We start from the raw sequence: 11,497 nt of genomic DNA on the forward strand, positions 1-11,497 counted from the left end.
GGTAAAATTAAACCCAGTTCTCAATACATTAGTTAGCAAATTACATGCAACTCAACTCCAGCAATTCAGTATTAAAGTGAAGGGTTGTTATATTAATGAAAAAATAGTTCCCAAATTAGCCTGGAATGTTAATTCCCCTCTGACTCACGATGGATATCTCAAAAATACGACAAGGGGTGGAGCCCAAAATGTAGCGCTAGTCCTTAAGGATAATCGTGAAAAAAATATTAACCTGATGAATAAGAATGACCGATTTGAACCTGAGAAAGATTATCTCCTACATGGCAATGATAGCCCGACTTTAACTTATAAATTCAGCGTGGGTTACATTATACCACGTGAAAATAGTGGTTCATCATATGTTCAACCGGGACCGGTAAGCGCTCAGGCAAACTATAGCATTACTTATCTCTAAATACACAATGCTATAGCTGCCTTGCGCTATAGCATTTATTTTAATAGAGGCTTCATGAAAATTTTCATTTATTTATTAGCTCTATTTGCTCTCTCTACCGCACATGCAAATAATATCATTGTCAATGGCACCCGATTTATTTACTCTGAAGATTCCGCAGAGATCACGATACAAATGACGAATACGGGAAACTATCCATCGTTGGCCCAGGTATGGTTGGATGAGGGAAATCCAGAAAAGTTACCGGAAGAAATTTCCACTCCATTTATTATTTCTCCACCCATTGCCCGCGTTGACGCAGGCAATGGGCAATCACTCAGAATAAAAAAAGCCGTTGATAAAAATATTGTCGCCACCGACCGTGAGTCTATGTGGTGGCTTAACATACTGGATATTCCTTCCGTGGATAAGAATAGCGTCACGGACAATTCAGCTGTGCTCAATTTAGCCATTCGCTCACGCTTTAAGTTTTTCTGGCGACCCAGTGGGTTAGGTGACCGTCAAAACGCGGAAAATAAGATAAAAATTATTGCTAACCAACGTGACATAACGCTGGTAAACCCCACCCCCTTCTTCATCACGGTTGCGGATATTGTGACGTCATCAGGCCATGGACTCATAAACGAAGGGGTCATGGTCGCCCCGAAAAGCAGAACGACTATCAATGCAAAACAACAAGTCAGCCAGGGTGAATCGGTTGTTTTACAAGCAATCAGCGATTACGGCGGAATTGTGGAACACAAAACAACCATTAATTAATAAAAAGGGATAAAAGGAATTAGTAATGGGTTTATGTAAAAGGATCCTCACCATACCCTGTTTCATTATTTTTCATGGTTCATTATTTTCCGTTGGAGCTCACGCAGAAGACAGCACTCGCTACGAGTTCGATAACGCCATCTTAATGGGCAATGCTTCACTTAACGATTTGCAGTCCTTTAATGCCGCAGGATTATTGCCCGGGACATATATCGTAGATATTTATATTAATGATAACTGGCGTGGACGTCGTGAACTCTTATTCAAAAAAGATAATCACGGCGATTTAGTTAGCTGTTATTCAGAAGCATTTCTCAAAGGCGTGGGCATTAACCCAGAAAAAATGAATCAAACGCTGGCCGCTCACCCTTCACGCTGCGGCAGCATTGCCGATTGGGACACCAGCGGGAAAGCAACGGAGAGACTCAACACCAGCCAGCTTGAGCTGCGCATCACCATCCCGCAGGCTTATGTTGATAATATCGAAAACAATTATGTCCAACCTGAACTCTGGCAACCAGGGGCGCCGGCGATTAATTTCAGCTATAACGCCGATTATTACAGCACCCAGCAACGTGGTAACGATCGTTCAAGTACGGACAGCGCCTGGGTGGGAATGGATATCCGAAGCTCTGCTGGAGGGTGGCTAATTGAACATTTTGGTAGCCAAAATTGGGACAGCAAAATAGGTAGCCATTACGCCAATAATCGCACGACGCTAAAACGGCCCATCACTCGTTGGAAATCCATGTTAAGCGCTGGCAAGTTCTATACTGACAGCCAGATGTTCGACAGTATGGCTATTCTCGGAGTGGGATTGGCTTCTGAGGATTTAATGCGCCCGGATAGCACGCTGAACTGGGCGCCGATTATTCGCGGCGTAGCTGAGACCAACGCCCGTATTACCGTCACCCAGGATGGTCAAACCATTCATCAGTCCTCGGTTCCGGCTGGGCCATTCTCGATTGATTCCGTGTTGCCCGCGAATACTGGCGGCGAGTTGCTGGTCACGATTCAGGAATCAGACGGGCGTATCCGCCGCTTTACCGTTCCATACTCTTCGGTACCACAGCTACTAAAACCCGGCATTTCGCGCTATGGCATCACTCTCGGCACCGTCGATGAAGATAATTATGATGAAGATCCGTTTTTAGCCCAGGCCTACTGGCAGTATGGCCTGAACAACTATTTAACGTTGTATACCGGGGCCTCTGGATTCGAGCGCTATCAGTCAGCCCTCATCGGTAGCGGTCTGAACACCCAACTCGGCGCATTCGCCCTTGATATCACCCAATCGCGCCTGAAGCTTGAGGACAATCGTCAACAAGGACAACAGTATCGTCTGACATGGAATAGCACCCTACCCTGGTCGGCAACCGCGCTCTGGCTGGAAGCAAAATACAGTTCACATCACTTTTACGGTCAACGCGATGCGCTGGATGCCCTGGATGCACAGGCATTCGTCAGCCAATATTTCTCGTCACGCGAGAAGCAGTCGTTTAGCGCCAGTATTAATCAGCCGTTATCCGATACCTGGGGATCATTCTATTTATCCGGCTCTCTTAAGAAGTTCTGGGATCAGCAGGATAATTATCGCCAGTATGCCGTGGGATACACCAATGCCTGGGGCAACCTGACCTGGAGTATATCCGCCCAGCGTTTCTGGAATGAGGATCAACAGGGTTCGGTCACCAAAGATGACCAAATCATGCTCTCATTCAGCTATTTCCTGCCCCGGGATAACGCCGGTTTTACGCAGATCTCCTCTGATAGCTACAGCAATAACGGCAAAGCCAGCAATACACGCCTCGGCTTCACGACCTCGACTGATGAGGAAAACAATATCGTTTGGGGGGTCAATACCGGCTATCTCCGCGGCGGTAGTGTGGAATGGGGAGCAAACGGCATGGTGCGTACGCCTTATACCTCGCTGAACGGGACGTGGAGTCAGAGTAACTCATGGCACCAGGTAAGCGGTGGAATGAGTGGCATGCTGGTTGGGCACGCGGGGGGAATAACCTTCTCGCCAGAGCGCTCAGATACCGTCGCGCTGGTCTATGCGCCTGATGCGCATGGCGCTCATCTTGAAGGCGTACCTGGAACCCGCTTCGATAAAAATGGCTACGCCATTCTGCCCTGGCTTCGTCCGTGGCGCGTGAATGACGTTACTATCGATCCAAAAGGTTCAACTGAAGGTCTGAACTTTACTAAAACCCAGGCCAAGATTGCGCCTTACGAAGGTAATGTCATTCCAGTCACCTTTGAAACGACGCTCAGAAAACAGAACATTATTTATCCCCGCCTGCAGGGTCAGCAGAGAATGCCATTCGGTGCCATCATCCGCGACAATGCCAATAATCATGTCGGCTACGTCGGACAAGGCGGTGCGCTTTATATTGATGAAACCACCTCACCAGAAGTGTTCGTTTCACTGGAAACAGGGAAATGCACGATCGTGTTAAAAAACCAGGAGGCCACATGTCGGTAATACGTACCGCTTTAATTCTGGGCTGTGCCTTGAGCATTCATCAGACAGCCAGTGCTGCATGTACCCTGACCACACAAAAGTTTATTTTGTCGCCGGAAATCGTTAACGATAAGCAATCAATCCAGTCAGGGGGAGTTATTCAGACGCGCACGCTTTCGCTACAGAATATTCAGGCGTCAGGCTGTACTGACAACCCCCCTTTTTCCGCACAGATTATTGGCGATCGGTCCGCAATGAAACAACCCGGTATTATACGCAGCAATGTGAGTGGGATTGGCATTAAAGTCACCCTGGAAACCTCAACCGGACAAACGATCCAGTGGCCATCAACTTTCAGAGCGACGGCAGATGAATTCAGGAACAGCAAAATAAAGATTGAGCTGATCAAACTGGATGATCAGCTTGCGGCAGGAGCCGCTGCGGGTTCCATCAACCTGCAAATCAGAAGTGAGGCTCAATCTTTGCCCGTGGTGGATATCATTGTGCCGGCAAAATATATCACGATGCTCAACCGTTCATGCGCAATCAAAGGTAACCGCTCGATCAACGTCAAACTGCCCGATATAGCACTTGAGCAATTCAGAGGCTATGGAAGCACTGCGGGAAGAAAACCATTTACTATCGACCTTCTCTGTAAAAGTGATTTTACGACGCCTTCCCGGGTTATTCTAAGCTGGAGCGACACAGATAATGGTCACCGCAGTATTATCGGTGTACTAAAGAATATCCACCCCAAAGGCGCTGCTGGCATCGGCATTCAGGTGTTAGATCAACAACAACAGCCTGTTAAATTCAATACACCTTCATATATCAATTTAGCGCCTCAAGATAAAGGTAATCATTCCATCCCGTTTTATGCTCAGTATTTTCAAACAGCTAACAATGTCAGTCCCGGCATTGTACGTTCAGTTTTGTATTTCAATGCTGAGTACCAATAATTAATCCTAATTTAGGCGTACTGCGAGGTCTTTGCTCCACGCAAGTGGAGCTTTTTTACATTACACATCTATCGGAATGTAATGTTCACAGGTGATTATTTTATTTTTAAGATCCTCTTGGTTATAATGGAATATTTCAATATCATAGCCTGCCTTTCTTTTTAATTTACTCTCCGGCAACATCTTAAAATAAATATATCTTGAATAGAGTGGATAGTCCTCTTTCTTGAATCTGAATGAAAAACAGGCATACGTTCCCGAAGGACACTCATAACGATTATAGGCATTGGGCGAATGATGACTTTTATTACCAATGATGCTTTTAACTTTCAACCGCATCATTGAGTTTGGATTAGACGAGAAATCAGTTAATGCCCACACATTTTGTTTTGAACTGGTAAGTTGCTCAAATATTAGATTTAATCGATGCAGATGTGAGTCACTGGCAGGCGGGATTGGTGTGTCATAATTGTACTGAAATCCATGCACGGTATCAGCAGGTAAGGTACGTAGTTGCAATTCGCCGACAACAATATCACTGCGCAGTACAAACGACATTAACGGCGAAAGATCCCAACTGGGATTTTTACGGTATTCTGTGGGGGTATAACCGGTTAGTTTTTTAAATTCACGGCAGAAAGATTGCTGAGAATCGAATCCTACCCGCACTGAAATATCGATAATATCCATATGAGTAAGGCGTAACAAGCTTGCTGCTTTGGTTATCCGTCGCCTACGAATATAAAGCCCCACAGGCATATTTATTCGCTGCTTTAAAATATTCTGTATATGTCTGCGACTGTATCCGGAAAACTGTGAAATGTCATCAATACCAATGCCTGAAACAAAATTATCTTCTATATAATACAATACATCATTTATAGTCTTTGACTTCAATGGCCCTCTCCTACCCCAATAAATAACGTAATAACAAAAAGCATCAATGCGTTTAACAATCAGGTAAAAAAAATAGGCATGTATCGAGGCTATTATGTTTTATACCGTAGCGAAAGGCATCTCGTCAAATACCTTTTAATAAATATACAAGTCATTAAATCATCGACCACAAAATTCTTAACATAAATATTATAAACACTGCATTAATTTAAGAAATAATATTTATCGAAGAAACTATACTCAATAAAACAATTATCACTAACTGATCGGCGCTCCGATCAGATTAATGCCAGCAACAGAGATTAGCTATTATTTATGCGTATGGCTATCGAATAATATTCCTGCGATTGAACACCTCACGGGGAAATGCCCAATGTGTCACACCGCGCCTTCACGGCGTCATGCAGCAGACGGACCGCCGTTGAAAGCTGCTTACGATGTGGGCAAATCATATTCAGCGGGGCTTTCTCGCCCAGGTAATCAGGCATCAGTAGCTGCAATCGTCCATCACGCACATCCTCGCTGACATCCAGCCACGACTTGTACGCGATGCCTTCTCCGGCAATCGCCAGCCGTCGGATTACTTCAGCATCGTCGCTCATAATGGTGCCGTTAACCTGCACACTGCTAACCTCGCCGTTATGCGTAAACGTCCAGCGATCGTGCAGGCGTCCGCGTAAGACGAAGGTCATGGCGTTGAGCTGTGTTAAATCATCCGGAGTTTGCGGCGCGCCGTTTTGCACAACCCATTCCGGTGATGCCACCAGCACGCGTCGGTTACCCGGTGCGACAGGCAGCGCAATGTAAGATGCGTCTTCGGTGTTGCCATAGCGAAACGCCACATCGACGGGGTCTTTAAAGACATCCGTCACCTGGTCGGAGAAAAAAATCCGCAGGCGCAGCGCGGGATAGCGGCGTCGAAACGACTGAAAGACCGGCAGCAGTAGGTTCCGACCGAGATCGGAAGGTACGGCGATTTGCAGCGTGCCTGAAACTTCATCATCCGGGGTCTGAATTTTTTGCAGCCCGGCATGCATCACGTCCAGCATCTGGCGGGCATAGGGTAGCCAGACCTCACCTTCCGGCGTCAGGCGCAGACTGCGCGTGGAGCGGGCAAACAAGCGGATAGCCAGCGTAGACTCCAGGCGCTTAATAGCAGAACTGACCTGAGCAGGCTGAACGCCGACTTCGCGTGCGGCATCGCTAAAACTATTCAGCGCCGCGGCGCGGACAAACAACGTGAGATCTTCAAGCCGGAACATTTTCACTCCCCGAGTATAAGTCCTGTCGCCGAAGGGCTATTTTTCCCGTTCTGCTACCGGTTTACCATCGAATTATTCAACAGATAGAAGGTTTATTAACCGGAGAGATTATGAAAGCCATCGCTATTACCCGCGCCGCAACCGACGGCAGTAACATTGAATTTTTACAAGAGATTGACCTGCCCATGCCCGTCGCCTCCGGGCACGATCTGCTGGTTGAAGTGAAGGCCATTTCCGTCAACCCCGTTGATACCAAGGTCCGCGAAGGTTTTAACGCTGATGTGCCCCGCGTGCTGGGTTGGGACGCCGTTGGCGTGGTGAAGTCCGTGGGTGAAGCAGTCACCCTGTTCGCTCCTGGCGATGAAGTCTGGTATGCCGGTGCGCTGGGTCGTGCTGGCAGTAACAGTGAATTTCAGCTGGTTGATGAACGTATTACCGCGCTGAAGCCGCAATCGCTGGACAACGCTTCTGCTGCGGCACTGCCGCTGACCGCCATCACCGCCTGGGAAATGCTGTTCGACCGCCTGGGCGTTGAGGAAAATGGCAATGAAAATGATGTGTTATTGATTGTTGGCGCTGCTGGCGGCGTCGGTTCTATCCTGACGCAACTGGCCAGTAAGCTGACCAAAATGACTGTCATCGGTACCGCTTCACGTCCACAGAGCCAGAAATGGGTACGTGAAGCAGGCGCTCATCATGTGATTGACCACAGCAAGCCGCTGATGGAAGAGCTGGCTCGGATTGGCATTAAAGAGGTGACGCACGTTGCCAGCCTGAACAATACCGAGCAGCACTACCCGCAAATTATTGCCGCCCTGGCGCCGCAGGGCAAACTGGCGCTGATTGACGATCCGCAAACCCTCGATGCACGTCCACTGAAGGCCAAAAGCATTTCGCTGCACTGGGAATTTATGTTTACCCGTTCGATGTTTACCACCCACGACATCATTGCGCAGCATCAGCTATTAACCCGCGTGGCACAGTTGATCGATGACAACACCATTCGCACCACGCTGGGCGAGCATTTTGGCGCAATCAACGCGGCGAATCTGCAAAAAGCGCACGCGCAAATTGAAACCGGTCGTTCAGTCGGCAAGATTGTGCTGGAGGGGTTTTAACATGTCTGATTCAGAGGTGATTTCAATTATTGCGGTACTGAAAGCCAGACCGGGGAAAATCGACGCACTGAAACAGGCGCTGCAGGCTCTGCTGCTGCCCACGCGCCAGGAGCCGGGCAATATTGAGTATGCCCTGTTCCAGTTGCGCGACACACCGGATGTCTTCTACGTTCGTGAATCCTGGCGCGGTCAGGCCGGTCTGGACGAGCATATCGCCCTGCCCCATTTCCAGACGTTTATTCTGCAAATGAACGAGCTGCTGGCCGAACCGCTACGACTGGATTATCTGACGCCGATTGCGCCGTAAGATGACTGCCGAAGCCCCCTGCGGTGTGGGGGGCTGTGCCCGTCATGTCTCACTCGCTTCGCTATCTCTGCTATGATGCCTGCACACAAATAAAACAAAACAACATGCAGAGGGAAAGATGAGTTCCACCAGAAGAGGGATGATGAACGTCCTGATTGCCGCCGTATTATGGGGAAGTTCAGGCGTTTGCGCGCAGTACATCATGGAGCAAAGCCAGATGTCGTCGCAGTTTCTGACCATGACGCGCCTGATTTTCGCGGGGCTCATTCTGCTGATGCTCTCTTTCGTTCACGGCGACAACGTATTCTCCATTATCAAAAACCGCAAGGACGCCATCAGCCTGCTGATTTTTTCCGTGGTCGGGGCACTCACCGTACAGCTAACCTTCCTGCTGACCATCGAAAAATCCAACGCCGCCACCGCGACGGTGCTGCAATTTTTGTCACCGACCATTATCGTGGCGTGGTTCTCCGTGGTGCGCAAAGCGCGGCCGGGGGTTTTAGTGCTGACGGCGATCTTCACCTCGCTCATCGGTACTTTCTTACTGGTCACCCACGGTAACCCGACGTCGTTATCTATCTCAGCTGCCGCGCTGTTTTGGGGAATAGCCTCGGCGTTTGCTGCCGCGTTCTATACCACCTACCCCTCAACGCTCATCGCGCGCTACGGCACGTTGCCGGTCGTCGGCTGGAGTATGTTAATCGGTGGAATGATCCTACTGCCGTTCTATGCCGGGCAGGGAACTCATTTCGTGGTGAATGGCAGTTTAATTCTGGCGTTTTTCTATCTGGTGGTCATCGGCACGTCACTCACGTTTAGCCTGTACCTGAAAGGCGCGCAGATGATTGGCGGACCGAAAGCGAGCATTTTAAGCTGCGCGGAACCGTTGAGCAGTGCGTTGCTGTCCCTGCTGCTGTTAGGCATCACCTTTACCCTGCCAGACTGGCTGGGTACGCTTTTGATCCTCTCATCGGTCGTGCTTATCTCAATGGACTCACGTCGCCGCGCCAGAGCGGTTTAACCCCAACTGGCGCGGCAACGGGTGACGATTACCAGCCCGGAACTGCGCCGCCGTTAAAGATAGTTTCTGCCGCCTTCGCCACTTCCGGTGACTGATAAGATTGCAGGAATTCTTTCACATTCTCGGCATCTTTATTGTCTTCTCGCGCCACCAGAATGTTCACGTACGGTGAATTTTTGTCTTCGATAAATACGCTGTCATGTACCGGAGAAAGCCCGGTTTGCTGGATGTAGGTGGTACTGATAATCGCCACATCCACTTTTTGATCGTCCAGCACGCGCGGTAGCTGCGCCCCTTCCAGTTCCATAATTTTCAGATGTCGCGGATTATCCGTAATATCCAGCGCCGTTGGCAGCAGGCCGGTATCCGCTTTCAGCGTGATTAACTTCTCTTTTTGTAGCAGCAACAGCGCCCGCCCAAGGTTGGTCGGATCGTTAGGTATCGCAATCGTCGCACCGTCTTTTAGTTCATCAACAGTTTTGATTTTCTTCGAATAACCCGCCATCGGGAACACAAAGGTATTGCCCACCGCTACCAGCTTATAGCCGTGCGCTTTATTATCTTGTTCAAGGAACGGACGATGCTGGAAGACGTTGGCATCCAGCTCACCATGATTAGTGGCATCGTTGGGCAGCAGAGAACCGCTAAACCCCACCAATTCCACCTCCAGGCCATATTTTTCTTTAGCGACTTTCTTCGCGACTTCCGCCACATCCTGCTCTGCGCCGTTAATCACGCCCACTTTAATATGCTTTGCATCATTGTTCTGCTGATCGCATCCTGCCAGCAATAATCCCGCCAGTAATAACGCCGCCCCAGCCCCAAAATAAGGTATCTTCAGTTTCACGTTTTATCCTTTTGCAATAACCGCCTGATGAGTAATGAAATGACTATAGCGGGAAGGCCGCTGCGGTTTAAAAAACGAAAAAGCATCAGCAAGAAGAAAAAAGCATAATGCGAAAAGGAAAATTAATCGGAATGTGCTGTTAGGTCATCCCTTTTGCAGTCCTTCCGGTCATCAAAACGTTTTCGACAAATAATGGCGCGCGGAACCGGTTTCTGGAAAGTTATCGAGGGTCATTTGCAACTGATAGCCGTTTTTCTGATAAAACGGCAGCGCCTGGAAACTCATCGTGTCCACCAGCGCATGCAGGCATCCTCTCTCACGCGCCGTCTGTTCAGCGGCCTGCATCAACTTTGTGCCGTAACCGCCTTTACGCAGCGAGTCATGCATCCACAGGAAATCAATACACAGCCATTCGCCTTTGATTTTACCGATCAGCCCGCCCAGTATTTCATTGTGCTCATCGCGCCAGTACACCGCCAGGTCGCCAAAATTGGTGGTCCTCAGGAACTGGCGATTGTAGGCGCGCAGTCCAACAAGCAGAGCATTTTGATCGTCTTCAGTAATGGTATCTGTAATCTGTATTTGCATCCTATCCTCCTGAAAAACTAAAACTTCTGGCTGATTTTCTTTTTAGAAATTAACACAGGCTGATGAGTGAGGCGCATGCCGTCTACACTTACTCTTGAGATGATGCGCATCGACAACAAGGATTATTATCATGAAACAAGCCGTTTTACCGCTTATTGCCATTCTTTTCATGCTGCCGGGTTTGGCGCAGGCCGATTCGGCTTATGGCTCTCTACAGTCCGTTCATGACAAAAACACCGTATTGAAGGATTTACGCAAGATTTGTACCCCGCAGGGGTCGCCATCGGATGAGGTGTGGGAAAAAACGATTATGGCTGATACGCGTAATCAGCAACACATCCGCGAAGCCATTCTGGCAATACAAAGAAACAATCAGAACAACTACTGGGAAGCGCTGGGCAAAGTTGAATGCCCGGATTTGTAACTATCGCATTGAAAAACGAGTGCTGTAACCGGTTTCTGTTTTGCAAAATCGCCTATTGTGTAGGGAAATGAAACACATCAAGGAGCAAGATAATGCGATACCGTTTTCCCGAAAACTTTTGGTGGGGTAGTGCCTGCTCGGCGCTGCAAACCGAAGGGGATAGTCTGAACGGCGGCAAAAGCCAGACGACATGGGACGTGTGGTTCGACCGCCAGCCTGGGCGTTTCCATCAGGGGGTTGGCCCGGAGAACACCTCGACCTTTTATCAGCACTGGAAACAGGACATCGCACTGCTCAAACAGCTGAAGCACAACAGCTTCCGCACTTCAATCAGTTGGTCACGACTGATCCCGGACGGTACTGGCGACGTCAACCCGCAGGCAGTTGATTTCTATAACAACGTCATCGATGAGCTGCTGGCGCAAGGCATTAC

Annotated in this window: 13 protein-coding genes; 9 read left to right on the forward strand and 4 right to left on the reverse strand. The window is 48.8% G+C overall.

The genetic code is table 11. From position 1 onward, the window contains the following. From KQJ19_RS19420 to KQJ19_RS19435, 4 genes are all read left to right on the forward strand, one after another. Window positions 1-415: fimbrial protein (locus KQJ19_RS19420; protein WP_216404010.1), on the forward strand; the 415-nt coding region annotated here is incomplete at its 5' end. Window positions 416-469: 54 nt separating this feature from the next. Further along, the gene (locus tag KQJ19_RS19425) at window positions 470-1,174 is read left to right on the forward strand and encodes a molecular chaperone (protein ID WP_049282831.1); all 705 of its coding nucleotides are present in this window, start codon (window positions 470-472) and stop codon (window positions 1,172-1,174) included. A gap of 25 nt (window positions 1,175-1,199) precedes the next feature. Then, on the forward strand, window positions 1,200-3,662 hold the full coding sequence (locus tag KQJ19_RS19430) for a fimbria/pilus outer membrane usher protein (RefSeq protein ID WP_103767039.1): 2,463 nt from the start codon (window positions 1,200-1,202) through the stop codon (window positions 3,660-3,662). Next, window positions 3,653-4,600, forward strand: coding sequence for a fimbrial protein (locus KQJ19_RS19435; protein ID WP_216404011.1), 948 nt, complete (start codon window positions 3,653-3,655; stop codon window positions 4,598-4,600). The genes KQJ19_RS19430 and KQJ19_RS19435 overlap by 10 nt, the downstream gene beginning before the upstream one ends. A 60-nt stretch (window positions 4,601-4,660) precedes the next feature. Here the strand turns inward: KQJ19_RS19435 and KQJ19_RS19440 are convergent, their stop codons facing one another. Together KQJ19_RS19440 and KQJ19_RS19445 are read right to left on the reverse strand one after the other, a co-directional pair. After that, window positions 4,661-5,497: a helix-turn-helix domain-containing protein gene (locus KQJ19_RS19440; RefSeq protein WP_046275320.1), complete on the reverse strand. Its 837-nt coding sequence runs from the start codon at window positions 5,495-5,497 to the stop codon at window positions 4,661-4,663. 356 nt (window positions 5,498-5,853) lie between these two features. After that, on the reverse strand, window positions 5,854-6,759 hold the full coding sequence (locus KQJ19_RS19445) for a LysR family transcriptional regulator (protein ID WP_216404012.1): 906 nt from the start codon (window positions 6,757-6,759) through the stop codon (window positions 5,854-5,856). 110 nt (window positions 6,760-6,869) lie between these two features. Between KQJ19_RS19445 and KQJ19_RS19450 the strand changes: the two genes are divergently transcribed. The 3 genes from KQJ19_RS19450 to KQJ19_RS19460 all read left to right on the forward strand — a co-directional run bounded on the left by KQJ19_RS19450 (window position 6,870) and on the right by KQJ19_RS19460 (window position 9,205). Beyond that, window positions 6,870-7,877 carry a zinc-binding alcohol dehydrogenase family protein gene (locus KQJ19_RS19450; protein WP_016155033.1) on the forward strand — a complete coding sequence of 336 codons (1,008 nt, stop codon included), beginning with the start codon at window positions 6,870-6,872 and terminating at the stop codon, window positions 7,875-7,877. A 1-nt stretch (window position 7,878) separates the two neighbouring features. Next, window positions 7,879-8,184 carry a putative quinol monooxygenase gene (locus tag KQJ19_RS19455; RefSeq protein WP_047415729.1) on the forward strand — a complete coding sequence of 102 codons (306 nt, stop codon included), beginning with the start codon at window positions 7,879-7,881 and terminating at the stop codon, window positions 8,182-8,184. 118 nt (window positions 8,185-8,302) lie between these two features. Further along, a complete protein-coding gene (locus KQJ19_RS19460) occupies window positions 8,303-9,205 on the forward strand; it encodes a carboxylate/amino acid/amine transporter (protein WP_016155035.1) in 903 nt (300 codons plus the stop codon). Window positions 9,206-9,233: 28 nt separating this feature from the next. Here the strand turns inward: KQJ19_RS19460 and nlpA are convergent, their stop codons facing one another. Together nlpA and KQJ19_RS19470 are read right to left on the reverse strand one after the other, a co-directional pair. Further along, the gene (nlpA, locus tag KQJ19_RS19465; protein ID WP_046276188.1) at window positions 9,234-10,052 is read right to left on the reverse strand and encodes a lipoprotein NlpA; all 819 of its coding nucleotides are present in this window, start codon (window positions 10,050-10,052) and stop codon (window positions 9,234-9,236) included. Window positions 10,053-10,223: 171 nt separating this feature from the next. Further along, window positions 10,224-10,640, reverse strand: coding sequence for a GNAT family N-acetyltransferase (locus KQJ19_RS19470; protein WP_016155037.1), 417 nt, complete (start codon window positions 10,638-10,640; stop codon window positions 10,224-10,226). 130 nt (window positions 10,641-10,770) lie between these two features. Here KQJ19_RS19470 and KQJ19_RS19475 point away from each other — a divergent pair, with 130 nt between their 5' ends. Both KQJ19_RS19475 and KQJ19_RS19480 read left to right on the forward strand, forming a co-directional pair. Next, on the forward strand, window positions 10,771-11,064 hold the full coding sequence (locus KQJ19_RS19475; protein WP_216404013.1) for a YicS family protein: 294 nt from the start codon (window positions 10,771-10,773) through the stop codon (window positions 11,062-11,064). 92 nt (window positions 11,065-11,156) lie between these two features. Continuing rightward, the coding region (locus tag KQJ19_RS19480) for a family 1 glycosylhydrolase (RefSeq protein WP_216404014.1) at window positions 11,157-11,497 on the forward strand (341 nt) is incomplete at its 3' end.

The organism is Citrobacter sp. S46_ASV_140 (genome assembly GCF_018919545.1).
Taxonomy (GTDB): Bacteria; Pseudomonadota; Gammaproteobacteria; order Enterobacterales; family Enterobacteriaceae; genus Citrobacter; species Citrobacter braakii.